We start from the raw sequence: 19,539 nt of genomic DNA on the forward strand, positions 1-19,539 counted from the left end.
CTATCATTCCTGCATCTAGGACATTTGGTGCTGGCAGGCGACCTTCGGTCGTCTCCGACGAGGTCGCCTGCCGTTTGCCTGCTCGGGTTAGGCCGACAACGCGTCTGGCTTGTGGTCTCCGAGCCAGGCGTGCCGGCCCGCCTCAGCGAGTTCGGCCTGGCGCTGCCGCCAGTCCGGCATCCAGAGATACATCCGCCGTTGCCATCCGCGGCCGTGGGCGCGTCCGCCGGGCTGGGTGGCGTGCGCCTGCTCGTGGACGAGCACGTACTCGACGAGCCGCATCGGCAGGCCGAACACAGCCCAGTGCAGCGTGGTCCTGTGCTTCGGCGGCCCCTCGTAGATGCCCCAGCGGCACCGGCCGAGGTCGCGCACGACGTAGCTTAGGCCGGTGATGCGGCCGCCCAGTTCGTACTGGCGTCCCTCGCGGCGCAGCCAGGCGAGCCCGACCTGCTGGTACAGCTCGATTACCGCTCGGCGGACCAGCTCTGGCCGCTGTCTCCGCGCGGCGAGGACGCCGTCGGGCGTGATCAGGGGCAGCTGTGCGTTGCCCGCGGGCGGGGCGTCGACGAGCTGGAGTCGGTAGCGCCGGCCGAGGAGGTCGAACTCCTCGCCGTCGGCGAATTCCTTGACCGCGTGGTCCGGGGCCAACCGGGTGGCGGTGTCGACCTTCTCGGTGATCCATCGACGATGGCTGTCGACAAACCGCGCAACCTGGTCCGGGACGGCTGTCGGCGGGATGAGCACGGCGATACCTCCTCCCGGATTGACCTGGATGCCGGTTGTACGGCGCCGTGGACGGATGGCCACCTCGACCTGCCACTCGGGCGGCAGGTCGAGGGCGGCCAGAGCGGCTCGGACGGCGTCGGGGTCGGTCATCGCACTCCCTCCTGGTAATTGATGTGCTCGACCGAGCTGGCCACCGTGGCTGCGCCGGTGCGCAGCAGCTCGTTCACGCCCTGCGATGTCGCTGAGTGGATCGGGCCGGGTACGCCGTAGACCCGGCGGCCGAGTTCTCCAGCGGCTCGGGCGACGGCGAGGGCGCCGCTGCGCTGCCCTGCCTCGACGATGACGGTCGCCGCAGCGAGAGCGGCCAACAGCCGGCACCGCGCGTGGAACCGGATGCGGGCCGGTGGTGTGCCGATCGGGTACTCGCTGACCAGCAAGCCGCCCTGCTCGATCAAGGTCTGATGGAGCCGAGCGTGCTGGTGCGGATGGGTCAGGTCGACGCCGTTGGCGAGCACGGCGATCGTCCGGCCCTCAGCAGCCAGTGCGCCGCGGTGCGCCTCCTCGTCCACACCCAAGCTGCCGCCGCTGACGACGGTCGCCCCGGCGCGGGCGAGCTCGTAGCCAAAGTCCGCGGCGATCGTGTTTCCGTACGCCGAGGAGGCACGGGCGCCCGTGACCGTGACGGCGAGGCTGGTGAGCTCGGCCAATGAGCCGCTGCCGCGCACCCACAGCGCGAGCGGAGCACCGAGGCTGGCCAGGCCGGTCAGCCGCCCGAGCGGCCAGTCGCCGTCTTCGGGCGTGAGCAGCCGCGCCATGCCGTTGTCGAGTGCCCGCAGGTCGTCGTCGATCTGGGCATCGGGCCGCGTGATCTCGCTGAGCACGGCGGTAGGGGCGGTGCGGTGCCGGATCTGCGCGACGGCGTCGACTGGCCCGTGGACCGCGACATACTGGTGGATGGCGGGGGCTGGGGGTTCGGCTGCGCGCAGCAGGAACAGCCTGGCGTGCATTTCATCGCGTGAAGGCATGGTGGCACTCCTGGATGGTTGGGTTTGGTGGGTCGGTGAGGTTCCGCGCCTTGACCGGCGCTGGGCCGGATCAGGGCTCTGTGCGGTCGTGCAGCGGGATGGGCAGGCGGTGACCGATCAGCTCGCGCCAGCGGGAATCGCTGGTGTGGATGTGAGCACCGGAGGCCATGAACCACGTGCCGGGCGGGGCATCGGCCGGGCGCGCGACGTATCGGCCGTACTGGAAAAGCAGGTAGACGCCCGGCGCGTCGTTCGAGGGTTCGAAAATCCGGGCGAACGCGGGCAGCGTCCGCTCCTTCCCGACGCCGAGGATGGTCACGTAGCGGACGCGGGAGGACAGACCGTTGTTCGGGCAGTGGATCGGGCCAGTCAGGATCTCCGCGCGGAGTCCCTTCCGGACGACCGGGACCTCGATGACGCCGTCTCCGAGTTCGGGGATCTGGTCGAGTTCCGTGATGCCCCAGGGTGTCTCGGTGTACGCCGCGAGAAGCCGGTAGGCGGGGACGTAGTCGGCGCCATGGCACACAGTGGCTTTGGCCTCGGCGGGCAGCCGGGTTAGCACCGTCTCGCGTAGGCGGTTCGTCCAGGCTTGCGCCTCGCTTGTATGCCAGCCGATCGTGCCGCTGGCCTGGTACTCGTAGCACTCCAGCAGGCACAGCACCGCGATCGGATGTAGCGCGCGGTCGGTCACCGTCGCGACGTAGTCCGGCGGCTCTCCGTCTTCCTGCTCGACGTAGCGGCGGGGTCGGTGCTGCTGAAGCAGCATCTGGCCGACCGGGGCGAGGTCGTCGAAGACGCCGATCAGGCCGAATTGCAGGCCGGCGTTGACGAGTCCGTCGATGTGCGCTGGGTGCAGGTCGAACCGAGACATAACGGTATCCCTTCAAGAGATCGGAAATTTCGGTGAGCGGTTCAGGCCGCGTTGCTACGGCCTTGGCCCTCGACGAGGGTTTGCTGTACGACGGCGATGGCCGTGTCGACGCGGCGTTCCAGCCGGGCCAGTGCCTCGTCGGTGTGGTCGGCCCAGGCGTCGGCGAAGCTGTCGAGCTCCTTGTCCAGCGCCTGGGCGGGAGCGACCGCGTAGAACTCCTCCTGGGTCGGATAAGTCCCGTCGGAGCGTCTGCGAAGCCACAGCCGGCGGTGGGTATCTCGATCGCCATCGCGGGCCGGTGCTCCGGCGATCTCCTCGTTCTTCGTCAGCGGGACGTCGACGAGCCGGCTGAGTTCTGTCAGCGCGGTGTGGACGGTGCGGTGTCCACCGAGCAGGACGCTGTCCACGGACCGGGCCGCGTTGGCCGGCGCGTAGTAGAGCCGGCGTACGCGGTAGATGGCCCACGGCATCGTCTTCATGCGGGCGACGGCGAGGGTGATGGGCTCGGTCACCTGGTCACGGTGCAGTCGCGTGATCAGTGACTTACCGGGCCCGAACAGGCCCGATCGAGGGTTGAGCGCCAGACAGACGTACTCGTCGATGATGTGCTGTGCTGCTTCGGTTGGGAGCGCGGCAAACCGTGCGAGTTGCTCGGGCCAGCCGGATTTGTTGCCAGCGTAGGGACAGTGTCGGCAGCAGCTTTTCGGCCACGCCACGCCGAGTTTGCGATACAGGTAGTCGAGGCAGTCCTGTCGGCTCCATCCCCATTCGTGGAGCGGGTACGTTGGGATGCGTTGTCCGCCCATGGAATACGCGGAATCGCGCGTGATCCTGGTTCCCTCGTGGACGTTGAACCCGATGGCGTGAATGTAGGTCCTGTCACCGAACTCGTTGGCCCGCCACGCATCCTGCGGTGCGCCTTTCGCTTTTTGGCTACACTTCCGAACTCCGCCGAGCTGCGGCATGGTGCCGGTGACGCGGTTCTCGCGGGACAGCTTGTACACCCCGTCGAGGTGCAGCCGGTACGGTTGTCGGGTGTCCTGGAGTACGGCGACGCCGTCCTTTCTGGTCGGGCCGTTGCGGGCGACTTCAACCAGGCGGATGTCGTGCTTGCGGAGCAAGGGAAGAACGTAGTGCTGGACCAGTCTTCCGGTGGTGCTCCACTCGTCTCCGGTCTGGGCGATGACGACGACCAGGTTCGAGAAGTCGGGCGCGATCGTCTCAGGTCGAGCGGACGGATCGGTGAGCATGCGGAGGATTCCTGCTGTTGATTCCGCGCCCATCCCGTACGACCAAACGTAGGGCATTAGGTCGAGGGGTTCGGCAGTTGTTCGTGTCCTCCTTTGCATGTTGTCCTCCGTGTGGATGTCGTTGCCGGACAGGCGATCTGTGTGGGTCGTCTGCGGGGTTAGAAGATGTTCGGCAGGCGCCAGGTGATGGGCCGGATACGCAGGGGCCGCGTGCCGGCGTAGGAGGCGGCGAGGTTGCCGTGGTCGGTGATGACCCGATAGCCGGCGAGCCACACGGCGAACCACGGTTCGGCAGCAGCGCCTTGGCGGGCCGCCGCGTCGGGCGCTGACAGCATGTTCGTGTCCAGCCGCGGCAGGGACGAGCGATAGTGCTCCAGTCGTCCGCCGATCATCGGGCAGGACTCGCTGGTGTACGCGGCGCACCACGGGTGTAGCGCTGGCTCGCTCGTGCACTGCCGTGGTAGGTCGGACAGTCGCATCATCAGCACGGCGCGGTGCTCCAGTGGCAGGCCACATACTCCGCACCACCGGTTGAGCAAGGCGCGGCCCATTCGTTCGCGGTCGACCGAGCCGAACAGGTATCGACCGTCGGTCGTGCGGGGCGTGACCCAGGGCACGACGAGACCGCCCACGGTCGGGAGGTGCTGTAGCGACAACGGGATCGGGGGCACGGTGACGTCGTTCATGATCCTTTCTCCTGTCTCCATGGGGTTATGGCATCGCGCACGCACGCGAAGGCCCGTGCGCGACGCTGAAAGTGGGTGAATGACGGCCAGGCGACTAGCCCGCGTCGGACTCGACTGCCGGCCTGTCAGGCTGCGCGTGACGTCGTGTCACGTGCGCGCTTGTTGGTGTGGCTGCCGATACGGAGTTCGAGCCGCACGGTCTGGTTGTGGCAGCGGTACAAGGCGCGCGGGTCGAGCCAGTCGGTGTCCCGGCCGTCGTCCGGCACGAGGCCGATGGCGGTGCGTACGCCGAAATCATCATCAGCGTCGGTGAACAACGTGCCGGCGCCGAGCGTGATCTCCTCACCGACCGAGGGCGTGACGGGTGCGAGGGACCGCGCGATGTCGCCACAGTGGCCGGAGTGGCGGGTCTCGACCACGATCGCGACGAGTCGTCCCGGTTGTCCGACGGGTGCGTTGTCGAACGAGACGTAGTCCTCGGCGTCCGGGCCGGTGAGCAGGAAGACGGTGCCGTAACGGTCGGACTGGCGCTCGAACCTCGGCCACCATAGTCGGCCCTGGCCGAGGTCGATCGTGGCTGTTTCCTCGGTGCATTCCGCGGTTGCGTCTTGCTCGGCGGCGGGGATGATGTCGGCCATGGACAGGTCGTTGCGGAACCGGTGCCCGATCTCGGCTTCCAAGTCGGCGTACTCGGCAGCCAGTTCCGGGCGTAGTTGCGCGGCGCGAACGAGATCCGCGCGGCTGGCAAGTACGCAGAGGGAGCACGACAGCCGGGTCATGCCCTGGTCGTAGGCCGGGTGGTACGGCACGCCGGACGCATGGATGCGTTGCCATACCTGGGTTTCGGTCCAGTCGTGAATCGGAAGCCAGGTGTCGACGGTGCGCCGGCCGCTGCTGGCGGCCTCGTCACGGCTCAGGCGAGCCTTCTTCAGCCGTGCCCGCGATTCCTCAGCGCGCAGGCCCATGCAGTTCAGCACGCGGGCCGGACGGCCCAGATCACCGAGCTCGGCGACCAGTTGCGTGATGAGTTTCCTTGCAGGACCTCGCTTCTGATCCGAAGTGCAGTAGCGAGCCGAGGCCGAAGGCCAACGCCCGCGGCGGCGAACCTGGTCGAGGAGCAGCCCTTGCTCGCGGTGGCGTTGTTCGTAGCGCACCCCGTAGTGCCCAGCCTGGGCACGGGCGAGTTCACTGGTACCGGGCCACTCGACGTGTCCGAGCGCGCAGTGCAAGACCGTGATGCGATCGAGAACTCCCGCGGCCTCGGCGAGGACACAGACCTCATCGAGCATTGCTTGCGAGTCCTTGCCGCCGCTGCTGTTGACGAGGATGACGTCATAGGCGGCGAGGTCCGGCATTTCGGTGGTTGACGCGTGCATGAGTCACCTCTTCATTAACGTGACGCGATTTGATGTCCTGAGTGGACGAACAATGGAGCTGTCCGGCGGTGCGCGAATGGCGCGAGCGCGGGGTCGACGCTCGCGCGATCGGTTTGTCAGCCCTCGAACGTGACGTCGCCCTGGACGCAGATGCGCAGTGGAACCGTGCTGTCCTTGTCGCTGCGCAGCAGCCACGACTCGGTGTCGTCGAGATCGATCGAAACTCGGAACTGCCGGCTGGCCGGATCGACGTAGAGCGCGACGTGGACTCCGGCGACGGTGATCGTCGGCCGTTCGTCCTCGTTCGTCATCGGCTCGAAGATGGCGGCACGGTTGGCCGTATCGGCGACGACAGACAGATCGGTGTTGGCGGCGCTGTTCATGATGATCTCCTCGGAAGGCGTGCAGCCCCTCATCGCCGGCCCGCGCGGACGCGGGCCGGTGTGGCGTGGATGCGGGTAGGTGGTCCGACCGCGTGGCCGGGGAACCGCGGTACCTGGTGCTAGCGGGCGGCGTCTGGCCCGCGCTCCGCCGCGGTGATGTCGCGGTGGTCCGTGCTGCGGTAGCTGGTGTCACGGTCGCTCGTGGGCGTCCAGCCCAGCGCGGCCAGCAGCGGCCGGACACCGGCCCACCACCCACCAGGAAACCGCCGGAAGAGCCATTCCTCGGCGGTGTAACGGTCTAGGTCGGCAGCGGGCCGCGGGATCACGATCGAGGTGGGACTCAAGCTGAACAGGTCGATCGTGATCACGAGAGCGCGGAAGGTGCCGCCAGACGCGGGACCGATCATGCTGGCGCTGGGTGCTGCGTTGATCAGCGTGGCGTGGTACCGGGTGGCGTCACCGGGGGCCCACCACGCCCAGCGCGGGCGTTCCGTGGGGACGTCGATCTCGGCGATGAGTTGCCGGGCATCGTGAATGTCGTAGGTAGTCATGGCGGTTCGAGCTCCTTCGGATGTGTATCAGCCCATGCAGCGCGATGCCCGCTCCGTGGCGAGTTGGTGCTGGGGAGGGCACCGCGCTGAGGTGCGTAGCTGGTTGCCGGAGTGGTCAGAAGTGGCGGTGTCGCCGGATGGAATGCTCGACAGCGATGGTGATCGTGTCGCCGTTGGTCTGCACGCTCGCGTCCTGGTAGAGCGGCCAGGACCAGACGCAGTCGCGCCCGTCGCAGTAGATGCGGACGTGCCCGTCGTCGTTTTCCTGGAGTACCAAGGGAAGTCGGTGCCGCTCGGGCTCCGGGCGGCGGGGCGCGTTGCCCGGCAGGGTAAGGCGTGAGCCGTCGTGAAATCCCACGTCGACCCCGCGCTCGGCGAGATGCTGCACGACGTGGCTGACCAGGTCTTGCGCGTTGACCTTGCCGACGGCCGAGCCGGGCCGAGCGGGATTTTCGAGGTAGTTGTGCACCAGGTCTTCCAGCGTTTCGACCAGAAGCATCGGTGAATCCTTTCGCGAGAACGGGTTGCCTGCCGGGAGCGATTAGCCCCAGTTGCGGTGTTCGCGGTTCCACTTGGCTTCGACCTTGGGCGCCAGTTCGGCGCGCAGGTCGTCCTCGGTCCGGCCGTGTTTGGCGGCGAGCGCGGCCAGGATGAGCTGCGCATCCTCGTGGTACTCGGCGATGGTGTCGCGGTGGAACGCGAGGTTGCGCTTGGTCAGGAGCCGGGCGTAGGACAGCGCGTCGATGTAGGAGCGCCGCGCGGTGAACTCGGTGTCGATCTGCCCGTATTGCTTGGTGCGTAAGGGTGTTCCGTCAGGTGCGGTGATCGCTTTGGCGGCTTTGGCTTTCGCGCGTTCGGCCTTCTCCGCTTCCCGCGCGAGTTGCTCGGGGGTCTTGATCCGGCTGGGCCGGTTGCGGACCTCGACCGGCGCGCTGGGGTAGCACTCGGTGCACGCGGCCTTGCCGGCCTGCTCGACGATCTCGGTCTCGTCGTGCCCGGAGAACTGGGTGAGCCAGGCGAACCGCGTGGACGGGAAGCACGTTCGGCACAGCATGGTGCGGTGGACGTGGCCTCCGGTGTTGAGGACCAGCCAGGCGCGGGTCCAGCCGCCCCGGCGTTCGAACTCCGCATCGAGGGGGCGCGCGGCGGCCTCGCACTCGGCGATCGTCTGGCGGGCCTGTTCGATCCGGGGCTGCAACTCGGTCGCGTACTCGGCCATGCCGTCGTTCACCAGACGGCGGACGCGGGCGGTGAGCCCGTTGACGGTGTCGGTGGCCTTGGCATGCTCGATACCGAGCCGGGCGAGCTCTTCGTCGATCTCGGACGGGGTTGCGGTCGTGGGGTCGTCGATAGGCATGGTGGTTCACCTCGGAACGGGTTCGGGCCAGGCCGTGTCGGCCAGGCGGGGGCGTGGGAAGGCGTCGCCGGTGCGCCAGGCGCGGATGGCGGGGGCGAGTTCGCTGGTGACGGCGCGGTCGAGGTCGCGGATGTCGATCGCGGTCCGGCCGGTGCGGCGGGCGTCGGCCCACAGGTCGAGGACCTTGGTGAGGCTGTCGGCCAGCAGCGCGGTCAGCGCGGTGGGCGGGTAGTCCTCGGCGACCGCGGCCAGCAGCCCGGCCATCTCGGTCAACGGCAAGCCGGGGGTGGTGTAGTGGTCGAGCTGGCGGACCGGCAGCGTGACCACGTTCTCGGGTCCGGGCTCGGCGCCGGCCAGGGTGACCGCGCCGAGCTGGACGTCGGCGCCGAGTTGGAAGACGTAGACCCAGAGGCCCATGCAGGTGGTCGCGCGGGTGAGCGACTGGCGCGGAAGGTGGCGGGCCCGTGCCACGTCGAGCGCCTTGGCGCGGTTGGCGGGCACGGTGAGCACGTCGTCCAGGTGGGCCCGTGACAGGTCGAGGCGGTCGTAGAACTTCACGAACACGAGGGACTCCCCTTTCGGTGTGGTGGAGCGGGTTCAGGCGCGGGTATGGGCGAGTGCGCGGGGTGGCAGAGCGGTGGTGGTCCAGCCGTAGAGGTCGAAGACCTGGCGGGCGTGGGAGCGGCAGTAGAGGTCGAAGGCGCCGCCCTGGCCGGCGTGGGTGGCGCGGCGGTGGCAGTAGCGCGGGGGTCGGCCGTCGCCGAACTCGGTTTGCCAGGTGCACGCGCGCAACCGGTGGACGCGGATGACGAGGCCAGGGCCGCCGTTGATGCCGGCCCAGCGGCCTCCGTCGACGTCGGTGGCGTGCCAGACGTAGCGGGTCCACATCCCGCCGGACGGGGTGTAAGTGCGCCGGCCGACCTGGTGGACGTCGTGGGGGTCGATCGTGGCCAGGTGCCCGCCGGGCCAGGTGGTCAGCGCGCGACCGGCCGAGGACACGTAGGCGACGAACGTGTTCGCGCGGGTCATCGCGTGGCGTTCGCGTTCGTCCGAGCACGGGTAGCAGCTCGTGGCGCCGGTGGTGGGGTCGATCGCGCGGCCGGTGCCGATCCCGCTGGGGTCCGGGGTGGGCGGGTGGCCGCAGTCGAGGATGTCCGCCACGGGGGCGGTGAAGGAGGTGGTCATGGCGGCATCGGTCCCTTCAGGCCGGTGACGAGCGGAATCGGGAATGCGTAGGCCGGCCGTTCGGCCACCGGAGGCGGCTCGAACGGCCGGAGGTGATCAAGTGAGGTGTCCGAAGGTGTCCAGCAGCCGGGCGAACTCGGCCACCCGGTCGTGCGGGACGCGGACCGTGAACACCGAGTCGGACGCGCCCGAGCGCACGCAGACGCGTCCGTGGACGCCTGCGTCGACCGTGCCGAAGTGGAAGTCGGTGGCCTGGTCTCGGCGCTGCACGCCCAGGCGGGCCGCGACGGTCACGGCGAGTTGCTCGCGAGCGGCGGCGATGCCGTCGCTGGCGTGCTTCTCGTCCCGGGCCGCGTGCAGCGCGGCCTCGTAGTTCGGCAGCAGCCGGCGCCGGATCTCGTGGGCGATCATGTCGGGCGGTTTGCCCTGGTCGACGGTGATCTTGTGGTCCTGCTTGTGGTCCTGCGGGACGTGGTTGCGCAGGAAGCCGAGGTGACCGGTGATGATCAATCGGCCCTGGTCGGTCTTGCGGCCGGTGGTGGTGCCGTCGATCAGGTCGAGGACCTGATCGTTCGGTCCGGCGAGGTGTGCTTCCGAGCCGTCGTCGGCCTTGCCGGTGTAGGCGCGCCACCCGGTTCCGAGGTGCTCGGCGACGGTGTGCGCGAGGTCGAGGGTGGTCATGGAGTTCTCCCGTGGGTCGGCGGCCAGCCCGAGACGCGCCGGCCGAACTGGTGGTGAGGTACGGCGGCAACCGGCGCACGACGGGGCGCCGGCCGACCGTCAACGGGGACGGCCGACCGGCGGGAAAGGAGAGACGGAGGTCAGCGGCAGTGGCCGGTGATCTGGACCAGGTGGGCCATGTCGACCACGGGCCCGGCCCAGTAGCGGACGTGGGCCGGTTCGTTGCCGATTCCCCAGACGGAGAGCCGGAAATCGGGGTCGCTTGGGCAGGCCCACACGGAGCGCTGACCGGGCCCGTTGGGCGCGGGGGCGCCGTGTTCGTCGCATCGGTCATCGACGACCAGGCCCCCACCCCAGGACGACCGCAGGTGCGCGAACACCCGGACGTACGAGGCGTCGAATGGCGCGGTGTGCGCTTCCTGTCGGGTCGCTGCCCATTCGGCCAGTGCGTCCGCGGACAACGGCCGGCGGGAGGTGATCACGGCGCGCACGGCGTCGGCGTCGGTGAGCCGGCCGTGGTCGCTGCTGTCCGCGTAGGCCAGTGCGCACGGCCCGGTGAACCACAACGTGATCCACTGCGGGCCGCGATGCCAGCCGCGCGCATAGCCGCGCCGGTCGCCCAACTCGGTGATCGGGATCGGCGGCAACACGCCGTCCAGGCCCCGGTCCGGTCGGGGCGTCCACCCGTGTGCGCGGAGGTCGTCGTCCACGATCGGGTAGATCATGTCTGTGGTCCGGGCGCCGGAGTAGCCGCGTGCCGCGCGGCTCAACGTGTCCGCCAAGCCGTTCATGCGGCCGGTGACGTTGCGCAGGCCCTGCACCGGCATGGGGTGCGAGCTCAGTGCGTCGTCGTGCAGGTCGGCGACCTGGCAGCGGAGTTCCTCCGCGAGCCTGGCGAGGCTGGTGAGGCTGGCGGCCTGCACGCGGTTCACCGTCTCCAGAGACTCGGCCCGTGCGCGTTCCCGGTCGAGTTCCGCGCGCAGTGTGTCCAGTGTGGTCGGGTGGTCGCTGGTCATTGTGGGTGCTCGCTTTCGTCGGTCGAATTGCGTGAATGTGCGAAGGTGATGGGAAAGGGGGTCACTGTTCGGCGAGCACGCGGTCGAGCTGATCAAGGAAGTAGTCGACGTCCGTGTTCGGGCGCATCGCGTCGCCCGAGGGCATCCAGTCGAAGTCGTCGACGTAACCGGTGCTGGCGACCTGGTCGAAGGTGTCGACGTAGTCGGAGTGGTTGCATTCGCAGCAGTCCGGCGCGGTCACCGGGTACAACTGACTGCCGACGTTCCGGGACGCGGTAGCCAGCGCGCGGTCACGGAAGGTTGGCGCGGTGTAGGTGGCAATCGCGGTGACCACACGAGCGGCCGGGAATCGGGCGAACAACTCGGCCAACACGTCGTAGTGGGCGTGCCAACACGCCGAAATCGTGCGGCGCCTGCCGTTCGGGCCGGTGCCCTTGCCGAACGCGGACGCGCTTCCCTTGGCACCGCAACCGGCCGTGTCGGTGGCGCGGAGGGTGAACGTGGCGCGGGGGCCGGCGCGGTTGCTGCGATCCTCGCCCGTGCGCACGGTGATGTTTCCGTCGTAGAGCGCGCTGGACACGTCGCGTACGACGTGGTGGATATCGGTGAGGGACACGCCGTACACGAACATGGTTGAGCTCCTTACTGATTCGGAAACGGTGGTGATGACGTGCGCGCGGATGAGTCGAACAATCCGCAACGGAAAATCAGGCCGTTGCAACCGTTGCGCGGGGGTGAGAGCTGCGCGGCGCCCGTCATGAACGGGCGCCGAGAAACGCGGCTAACTAACGGTGACATGTCCGGGCGAGCCGGACTATGGTTAGATCCAGGAATCGACGCGGTGGACGGTGGCGCCACATTTCTTGGCGACGTAGTCCGCAGCATCCGCCAGGGTTGAGAATCGGTAGCGGTAGGCGGACAGCGGCACCGGAACGGGCGCCCCGTCGGTGGAATCGATGCGCCAACGTCCGCGCGGTGCGCGTTCGCAGGCGACGAACGCGCACCCGTCACGGGTGAACGCGACCGCGCTATCGGCGTCCTGTTCGCCGTAGGTGTCGTCAGTCATGACGTAGCCGTTCTGGGCGTACTGAAAGTGGAGCTCAACGACGTTGTCCGTGTCGGTGGACATGTGCTCTCCCTTGGCGTTGTCCGGTCTGGGTAGGTCGCGTGCGCGGGTTTCAGGCCCAGCGCGGTTGGAATTCCTCGGACAGTCCGTCAAAGGTCCACGCGCCGAAAATGCGGAACTTTCCACAACGCACGCGCACGTGTCCGCACGGCACACAACCGCTTGGGGTGAACGTGGTGTGTTCGCCGCGGCGGTAGGCGCCGCGCGTGGCGGTGACCAGCACGGCGATTTCGCCGCGCGGGGTGTACCCGGTCACCTTGGCCGGTACGAGTCCGGGAAAACTGTCAAGGAAGATAAGATCACCGATCCGAATCACGGTCATCCGAATCGAATGGCGTTGCGTGTCAGTCATTGCGATACCTCACTCGGGATGCGTTAGGCGGCGGACTGGTAACCCGTGCCGGGGCAATTGGCGAGATGGGGCAGGTAGACGGTTCGGAAGTCGTTCCATGCGCGTTCGGAATTCGCGCGGGCCCGGTTGCGCCCACGGTCCAGCCGGTTGGGGCCGCGCCGTTGTTCGGCTTCCTGGTTGAGCCGTTGACGGGCGAGCCAGGTCACGGCCTGCACCTGGTGTGCCGAGACCCGTTCTCCCGTGCGTGCGGAGACCAGCTCCGCGGCACGGCGGTACAGGCTCACCACGTGGTCGTACTGCCGCCGGGAAACCGTTCCGTCCTTGCGACGGAACCCGTTGACCGGCGCGGAGTCGTACTCCTCGGAGGTGAGCGCGCAACCGTGCGCCACCGACAGCGCGTGCCGGTCGATCACGACGCGCGGGTCATCCGGGTCCTGATCTCCGCCGAACTCGATCAGGTGGGCAAAGTCGCGGATCTTGGGACCGTTCAGGATGTCCTCATACCGCTCACCGGCGAGCAACCGGTCAGCGGCGCGTTTCTGCCCGGTCGTGGCGAACATCCCGGAACCGGGCCCACCGATTCCCTTACCCTCTCGCAGTACGCGAGCGGCGTTAAGGACGTTGCCGATCCATCCTTGCTGAGGCGAGTAGATCGCGAGCATTCCGGCGCCCAGATGGGCGTCACCGTTCGCGATGGCGGTTGCCACGTGGTGCGCGTCGGCATACCAGCGCATTCCTTGCGCGATTTCGTCGGGTGTGGCCTGTTCCCAGTGCCACACGATGTTTTCGTGGCTCACGGGGTGTGCCCGGAACCAGGGGTGATCGCTGGGGGCAGGCATGACAATTCAATCCTTAGGTTTGGTTCACGGTCACCGGCGAGTCGTCCCACAAGCGGGACCATCCCGACTGCGCGGGACGTGCGGCGGCCGTCCGTACGTATTTGTCCAGGGCGAGCAATTCGCGTCGTACTTCTCCGACGTCCAATTTCCACAGTTCACGGGAGATCTCGTCCCGCACGCGGTCAAGGTCAATCGCGCCCGATGACGCGAGTGAATACAGAGCGGACGACATGCCGCCGTGCCACTCGGACGCAATGCGTCGCGCTTGCCCGTCGCTGATCATGACGATAACTGCACTCATGGTTTGCCCCTTGGTTCACGCCGCGATCGTGACTGGAACGGATTCCATGGCGGAAAAATCGAAAATGGCGAGCTGGGCGGTTTCCCGCGCGAGCGTCATTGCCTCGGACAGGTCTGCGGTCACGACGGAAACGTCCAGGTAGACGCGACCGGTCGCAGGGTCGCGCCATCCGCCGAGAACGCGACCGGGCAGTGAGAGCGCGTCTTTCGCTTGCCCGATGTACTCGTGCAGGTCGTTACTGGTCACGGGACCATCAAAAATGCGTTCGTGTTCCGGGTGTACGGCAACCGCGTAGCCGGTACGGACGTCGGAACCGTCGTCAGGCTTGACGGAAAAGCCACCGTCGGGAACGGACAGAGCGTCCGCCATGGCGTTAATCCGGGTGGACCAATCGATCAGGGTCATAGTCATGGCGGTACTCCGTTTCGTGTACGAAAGTGGTTGCCTGGCAGCGATTCAGGCCAGTTGTGAACTGGCATCGAAACGCGCAACTCTCGCCGTTGCGAGATCTCCGCAAAGGGGACATATCCTGTATCCGTGCAATACGGCACTACTCGCGTGGTGAGGGTTGCGCGTTCCGATGGCACATTCCCTGAATCTCTAAACACTGTTGGGATAAGCCGTTATGTCTAGCGCGCAACGCAAGGAACCATGCCCGTATGGGTTTGGCGTGCTATGGGTGGGCGAGAGCGACGCTCTCAAGCCAGAAAAACCCAATGTCGGCAACCGCCTAAGACAACCCCGAACGCCTACACATTGCGACGTTTGTCGGTGCTAGACCACCATTGACTTATCTTGGGGACACACCTGTGGCAGGCATGCCATTTATGCGCGCTACTCCGCTCTATAGCAAGAGCTTTACGTCGCGAAGCTGCAAGCGTAGTTACTACGCATTCCAGAATAGAAATGCGCGTTTGGCTACGCGTCGTTCTTCACGCTGCTCTGCACGGATTCGCTGCTGTCCGCACGGCCCAAGCCGCTGCCCGCGCTATACGGGACTTATGGTTGTTGTCGTTAGGAAAGACGCCGTGGTGATCGACTCGCAGGGACGCCGTGCCCTGGTCCTCGTCGCCTCCTCGGTAGCTGTCCTTCTGGCATGTCTATTAGACACCCAAGTAGGACACTCCGCAAGAGGGTACGGCCTTGCCGTGACCTTGCCGTTACATGATCTTGTGCGAGTGCTGGTCAGGCGCTGTTCGTGCCGGCAACACGCGGTTGCATAGGGAAGCGAGCGGAGCGAGCGACCGGGCACGGCGGAGCCCCCGGCGGACGCGACCGGGCACGGCGGAGCCCCCGGCGGACGCGACCGGGCACGGCGGAGCCCCCGGCGGACGCGACCGGGCACGGCGGAGCCCCCGGCGGACGCGACCGGGCACGGCGGAGCCCCCGGCGGACGCGACCGGGCACGGCGGAGCCCCCGGCGGACGCGACCGGGCACGGCGGAGCCCCCGGCGGACGCGACCGGGCACGGCGGAGCCCCCGGCGGACGCGGACAGCTCATCTCTTGGTTTTTTTATTTACGAAATGGCGAAATGCCGAGAATGGCGAACCGTGAGTGTTCTGATCTCCAGATTTCACCCTCGCGATTCAATCCATGGAGAACTCAAGCGAGTTGAGTATTGACAAGCGTTCGAAAATGTGTTTGTCAAGCCCGAGCAATAAGTGGGTGCAAATTGCTATGAGTATCGGGTTCAGTCGAGGTTGATCACCGGCGAAGTGTTGTCTGATTTGCAGCGCCGTGGCGGCCGAGTAGCGAGAGGTGAGGCAATGTATAACCATCAGGCAGCGGGAAGTGGGGTACGAGGAGATGGCAACCTGCGCGGCCAAGGTGACCACATGATCATGAGTAGCGGCAGGCGACCACCCACCCAAATCGACTGTTCATATGCCTGCCGGCCACCGAGTCGGGGGTCACATCGGTAGCCCCTGGCACGCCTGTGACCAGGTGCTTCGGCGCGCCGGGCGGTTACCGCTCTAATAGGCAACTCGACAAGACCGTGGCCTGGTATGTCACCGGGACACTCCACTTCGCTCACGCAGAGTGCCGTTGATCTACTAGTTGATCACTCGATGTGGTGACACTGGCGTGTACTAAGTAGAAATACGCTGCGCCGGGTACCCCGTTCGGCGTAGCGTTGACAACCTTGACACTGATCAACCGAGGTGGCTGATGACGACCGAAATTATACGCCCTCTGGTCGGAAAGGAGGCGATGGAGATTTTTGGATGTGGGGGCTCGCCTGTGCCGCGGGGGCGGGGTGCCGGCGGGCCGAAGCGACTGAACATGGAGTGCGTAGATGGTAACGGGGGACGCTAGGTTTCTGCAGCGGTCGCGGGATCTTCGCCACCTGCTGAATGGGGAGTGGATCGTGCACACGTTGGTGGCGTTGAGTGCTGGTCCGCTGCATTACAACGAGCTTCACGCCGCCATCCAGGAAATGACAACCTTTGATCCGTGGACGGGAACCGTCCGCAGGATTCAGAGCCGAGCGCTCGGTCGGACGCTGCGGCGGATGGAGACCTCCGGGCTGGTGGACCGGTTCGAGGAGAGGACCTTTCCGCGCTCGGTGGTCTACTCGCTGACGCCGGCCGCCGCCGACCTGTTGGCTCGGACGAGGCCACTGATCGACTGGGCGGAAGAGCATGCCGATCTGTTCGAGCGTCTGCAGAAGGCACAAGCAGAGGGCGACCAGACGCAGGACGACGATCAGCCCGACTGAAGCACGGCCTGGCTCCTTGGGTCAGCTGGCGGCGGCGTCCGAGGACACAGTCCGGCGGGTGCCTCCACGGCGTTGGAGGAAGTCGGCGAGGTTGAGGGTGTCGGCGCTGGGGTGCTGGTCGATCTCGTCGAGCGTGGTCTTCAGTAGCGCGAGGGTGCGCGGAATCGCGGCGTACTGGCCGAGGCGAGCCTGGGTGCGGACGATGTCGCGGTAGACGCCTTCGTTGTACCGGTCGAGCTTGCGGGTGCGTTCCAGCAGGGTGAGCATCGTTTCGGGGTCGGTGTCGCCGTGCGCGCGGATCAGCGTGCCCAGTGCGTCCAGGACGTCGCGGCGGGTGGCCTCGCGGAACGGTTCGATCCAGGGCACGAGCAGGTCTTCGGCGAGGTCGCCGTGGTAGAGCTCGATGGCCTCGTGCAGCTGAGCCCGGACGTCGGCGCCGGCTCGCCGGGGTGCCTGCAGGGCACGCTGTAGTTGCCAGAAGTCGACGACGACGAGGTCGGCGTTGAGTTGGTAGCGGCCATCGTCGTTGAGGATGAGATTGCTGATCAGGCCGTCGGTGGCGTCGGTGAGTGCGCGGCGCAGCATCGACAGGGTGTTGTGGAAGGAGTTGTACGGCCTGGGCGGCCGGCTGTCGGGCCAGACGGCCTCGTTGAGGACCTCCCGGCGAACGCCTTGGGGATGCAGGGAGAGGTAGACGAGGAGTTCCCGCTGCTTCGGAGTGAGCACGCCGTTGAGCTCGCGTTCACCGGCGTCGTCCTCAAGCGTGAGCTGAAGACGCCCCAGCAGCCGCACGACCAGGTGCCGGCGCGCCGTCGGCTGGTCACCGGTGGTCGGCGACGGCGGCTGGTCGCGCTGCGTTGTCTGACCGCTCCTGCACTTGGTCTCTCCGGTTGTGGCGGGTTCGTCGGTACGGTTGGGTGTCGCCGCGGAAACCGGCTGGTCGGGCTGGACATCCATGGGGATGGGCTGGACATCCAGCAACTGGAGACTCGGGATTGGCGCGACCTGCGGGCGTTCCTCCGGTTTGGGTGGACGCGTCGATTCCAGTTGCGTCATTTCCTCGACCGAGCGCTGTTCCGGTACCGGCGCAACGGCCGCGTCGCCGTCTTCGTGGTCCTCGGTGAACGGCACCTGTTGTTCGCCGCTCAGGTCGACGTGGTCAGCTGCGACGAGATCGACGGGTCCTTCGGCGTCACGGAGCACGGTAAGCAAGTCGGTGGCGTCGGTGGCCGGCAGGTTGAACAGCCGCGTGCCGGTGAGGGCATCGCCGAGACCGGGGCTGGTCGCGCTGACGGTGCCGTCGTGGCGCACGAGCACGGTCGCGCCGGGGCGCCATTGGCCAAGGAGTACACCGGCCAGACCGAGGGTCGAGCCGTTGTCGAGGACGGCCTGCAGGCGGCGTTCGGCGTGCGGTTGCGGGCTGGCGAGCAGCACGAGCGAGGCCGGGGCAGTCTGGGCGTCGGTCTCCTCAATGGCGTGCCGGGTCCGGGTGAGCAGAGCCGCTTCCATCTCATCCAGGGCGGCGTCAAGCGTGGCGACGACGCGGACCGTGGACGGAAGCTCCTGGACGGCAACACCGTCGAAGACCAGATGCAGGTCGTCCGCGGGCACGAGAACGCAGATACCGTCGCCGGGCTGCTGTTCGGTCAGCAGGTGCAGCAGCAGCGCGCGGGCGGCAGCGGTGGCGCCGGGGCCGGCCAGGCCGAGGCCGCGGGTGCTGGCGAGGTTCAGGGCAAGCTCGCGCCCGCCCCGCACGCCGACCCGCGTGGGGACGGGGACCGGTTCGTCGTCGGGTTCCAGGGCACCGGCCGCAGTGATGTGGATCCGTGGCGGGGCCGGTGCGAGGTCGACGAACTCCACGTCGTCATTCACCTGCTGGCCGCCGTCGTCGTGTGCGGCGCGCAGGGCGCGAACTACCGGCGCGATCGGGCGCTGCAGGTCGGCGCGGTCGCCGCTGCCGATGCGGTAGCGGCGGCGTCGCCACATCCGAGCCGACACCATGGCGGTGGTGATCGCTCCGGCGAGGCCCAGGCCGACGAACGCCCCAGTCAGCAGGTCCAGCCCCGATCCGGACTGGTTGTTGCTGCTGTGGTCGCCAGCATCCCTCGTCGCGGCCGGTGTCTGGGTGGTGGCCGGCACTGGCTGGGTTGATGGCGTTGGTGTGCTCGGCGCGGTGCTCGTCGGCGGTGGGGGTTGCTGGGGCGGCACCTGCTGCTGCTCGCCGGGCGGATGGTCGTCTGGCGGAGCTGGGATGTAGGCGGTGATCTTCCAGCCGGGTCGCACGAGGTTCGGGTTGGTGAGCGCGCGGCCGTCGGGTTGCTCGACGCCGCGGTTGAGCTGGAACAGCTCGGGCCAGCGGCTGCCGCCGCCGGGACCGTAGACGCGTTCGGCGACCCGCCACAAGCTGTCGTAGATCCCGTCGTGGGGAAGCCGGACCTCCTCGGTGACCTGCACCGTGCCCGGCGGGGCGGGCGCGGTCCGATCGATGACCATCGTGGTCGTTGGTTGGACCGCGGTGGCCAGGTGCACCGTGGTTGCCGTGGTGGGGCCTGGCGTTAGCGGCGCCACGACGGCGACGGGAGCGAGGTCACCGGCCAGCGTGGCAATGGCGGTGGTCGGCACCGTGGACGAGGTCCGGCTGCCGAGCAGGGTCAGCACGATGGTGCCGATCAGCGCCGCGGCCAGCCCGTGCAGCGGGCCAGGCGGACGGACCTGCGGCCAGGTGATCCCGCGTGCCGCGTCAACGGTGCAGCGCGCGACGTCCAGGGCGAAGAAGAACCAGACGATCCAGCACAGCACCGCCAAGGTGTCGAGCAGAAACTCCGAGCTCATGGGGTTGAGCAGGACGGCCTGGATCTCGTCCCAGGTCGGTACGTGGTTGGGCAGTGGCCAGCCAACGAAGCGCACCAGTGCCCATGGCAGCCCGGCGACGAGCGCCAGGAGGACGACGAGCGCGAGCAGACCGCGGACGAACCGGATCGTGGCGGACAGCAGCCACCAGGCGGGGCGGCCTGGGCTCGGTTGCGTCAGCTTCCGGCGCGAGAAGTGCGGGTGTGCGGTCACGGTGAGCTCGATTCCCTGGGGTGTACAGGCT

At 67.6% G+C, this 19,539-nt stretch carries 22 protein-coding genes; 1 reads left to right on the forward strand and 21 read right to left on the reverse strand.

Going from position 1 to position 19,539, the window contains the following annotated elements:
- Positions 1-87 precede the first annotated feature (87 nt).
- The 20 genes from BM362_RS30570 to BM362_RS30665 form a co-directional block, all read right to left on the reverse strand.
- Complete coding sequence (locus BM362_RS30570) at positions 88-876, reverse strand: M48 family metallopeptidase (RefSeq protein ID WP_093575450.1); 789 nt, start codon at positions 874-876, stop codon at positions 88-90.
- The gene (gene dprA / locus BM362_RS30575) at positions 873-1,751 is read right to left on the reverse strand and encodes a DNA-processing protein DprA (protein WP_093575451.1); all 879 of its coding nucleotides are present in this window, start codon (positions 1,749-1,751) and stop codon (positions 873-875) included. Before dprA ends, BM362_RS30570 begins: the two co-directional genes overlap by 4 nt.
- A 70-nt stretch (positions 1,752-1,821) precedes the next feature.
- Entirely contained in the window at positions 1,822-2,622 is an 801-nt protein-coding gene (locus tag BM362_RS30580; protein WP_093575452.1) for a hypothetical protein, read from the reverse strand.
- Between the two features lie 41 nt (positions 2,623-2,663).
- Positions 2,664-3,872 carry a hypothetical protein gene (locus tag BM362_RS30585; protein ID WP_093575453.1) on the reverse strand — a complete coding sequence of 403 codons (1,209 nt, stop codon included), beginning with the start codon at positions 3,870-3,872 and terminating at the stop codon, positions 2,664-2,666.
- A 158-nt stretch (positions 3,873-4,030) separates the two neighbouring features.
- Positions 4,031-4,558: a hypothetical protein gene (locus tag BM362_RS30590; protein ID WP_013673412.1), complete on the reverse strand. Its 528-nt coding sequence runs from the start codon at positions 4,556-4,558 to the stop codon at positions 4,031-4,033.
- Between the two features lie 125 nt (positions 4,559-4,683).
- Positions 4,684-5,913: a phosphoadenosine phosphosulfate reductase domain-containing protein gene (locus BM362_RS30595; protein ID WP_244287343.1), complete on the reverse strand. Its 1,230-nt coding sequence runs from the start codon at positions 5,911-5,913 to the stop codon at positions 4,684-4,686.
- Positions 5,914-6,050: 137 nt separating this feature from the next.
- The gene (locus tag BM362_RS30600) at positions 6,051-6,317 is read right to left on the reverse strand and encodes a hypothetical protein (RefSeq protein ID WP_013673414.1); all 267 of its coding nucleotides are present in this window, start codon (positions 6,315-6,317) and stop codon (positions 6,051-6,053) included.
- 119 nt (positions 6,318-6,436) lie between these two features.
- Positions 6,437-6,868, reverse strand: coding sequence for a hypothetical protein (locus BM362_RS30605; protein ID WP_093575455.1), 432 nt, complete (start codon positions 6,866-6,868; stop codon positions 6,437-6,439).
- A 115-nt stretch (positions 6,869-6,983) separates the two neighbouring features.
- Positions 6,984-7,367 (reverse strand): hypothetical protein, encoded by a 384-nt coding sequence (locus BM362_RS30610; RefSeq protein ID WP_013673416.1) that lies wholly within the window; start codon positions 7,365-7,367, stop codon positions 6,984-6,986.
- A gap of 42 nt (positions 7,368-7,409) precedes the next feature.
- On the reverse strand, positions 7,410-8,225 hold the full coding sequence (locus BM362_RS30615) for a hypothetical protein (RefSeq protein ID WP_013673417.1): 816 nt from the start codon (positions 8,223-8,225) through the stop codon (positions 7,410-7,412).
- Positions 8,226-8,231: 6 nt separating this feature from the next.
- Entirely contained in the window at positions 8,232-8,789 is a 558-nt protein-coding gene (locus tag BM362_RS30620; RefSeq protein WP_093575456.1) for a hypothetical protein, read from the reverse strand.
- Positions 8,790-8,822: 33 nt separating this feature from the next.
- Complete coding sequence (locus BM362_RS30625) at positions 8,823-9,410, reverse strand: hypothetical protein (protein ID WP_013673419.1); 588 nt, start codon at positions 9,408-9,410, stop codon at positions 8,823-8,825.
- Positions 9,411-9,506: 96 nt separating this feature from the next.
- Entirely contained in the window at positions 9,507-10,091 is a 585-nt protein-coding gene (locus BM362_RS30630; RefSeq protein ID WP_093575457.1) for a hypothetical protein, read from the reverse strand.
- Positions 10,092-10,231: 140 nt separating this feature from the next.
- On the reverse strand, positions 10,232-11,107 hold the full coding sequence (locus BM362_RS30635) for a hypothetical protein (RefSeq protein WP_093575458.1): 876 nt from the start codon (positions 11,105-11,107) through the stop codon (positions 10,232-10,234).
- A gap of 61 nt (positions 11,108-11,168) precedes the next feature.
- Positions 11,169-11,738, reverse strand: coding sequence for a hypothetical protein (locus tag BM362_RS30640; protein WP_093575459.1), 570 nt, complete (start codon positions 11,736-11,738; stop codon positions 11,169-11,171).
- A gap of 189 nt (positions 11,739-11,927) precedes the next feature.
- Complete coding sequence (locus BM362_RS30645) at positions 11,928-12,236, reverse strand: hypothetical protein (protein ID WP_093575460.1); 309 nt, start codon at positions 12,234-12,236, stop codon at positions 11,928-11,930.
- Between the two features lie 49 nt (positions 12,237-12,285).
- Entirely contained in the window at positions 12,286-12,585 is a 300-nt protein-coding gene (locus BM362_RS30650; protein WP_093575461.1) for a hypothetical protein, read from the reverse strand.
- Between the two features lie 23 nt (positions 12,586-12,608).
- Entirely contained in the window at positions 12,609-13,424 is an 816-nt protein-coding gene (locus tag BM362_RS30655; RefSeq protein WP_143132515.1) for a DUF7178 family protein, read from the reverse strand.
- 13 nt (positions 13,425-13,437) lie between these two features.
- Positions 13,438-13,725: a hypothetical protein gene (locus BM362_RS30660; protein WP_143132516.1), complete on the reverse strand. Its 288-nt coding sequence runs from the start codon at positions 13,723-13,725 to the stop codon at positions 13,438-13,440.
- Between the two features lie 15 nt (positions 13,726-13,740).
- On the reverse strand, positions 13,741-14,130 hold the full coding sequence (locus BM362_RS30665) for a hypothetical protein (protein WP_093575464.1): 390 nt from the start codon (positions 14,128-14,130) through the stop codon (positions 13,741-13,743).
- Between the two features lie 1,892 nt (positions 14,131-16,022).
- Here BM362_RS30665 and BM362_RS30670 point away from each other — a divergent pair.
- Complete coding sequence (locus BM362_RS30670) at positions 16,023-16,445, forward strand: winged helix-turn-helix transcriptional regulator (RefSeq protein WP_093575465.1); 423 nt, start codon at positions 16,023-16,025, stop codon at positions 16,443-16,445.
- Positions 16,446-16,466: 21 nt separating this feature from the next.
- Here the strand turns inward: BM362_RS30670 and BM362_RS30675 are convergent, their stop codons facing one another.
- Positions 16,467-19,508 (reverse strand): AfsR/SARP family transcriptional regulator, encoded by a 3,042-nt coding sequence (locus BM362_RS30675; RefSeq protein ID WP_093575466.1) that lies wholly within the window; start codon positions 19,506-19,508, stop codon positions 16,467-16,469.
- Positions 19,509-19,539 lie beyond the last annotated feature (31 nt).

Source organism: Amycolatopsis rubida (assembly GCF_900115345.1).
Lineage (GTDB): Bacteria > Actinomycetota > Actinomycetes > Mycobacteriales > Pseudonocardiaceae > Amycolatopsis > Amycolatopsis rubida.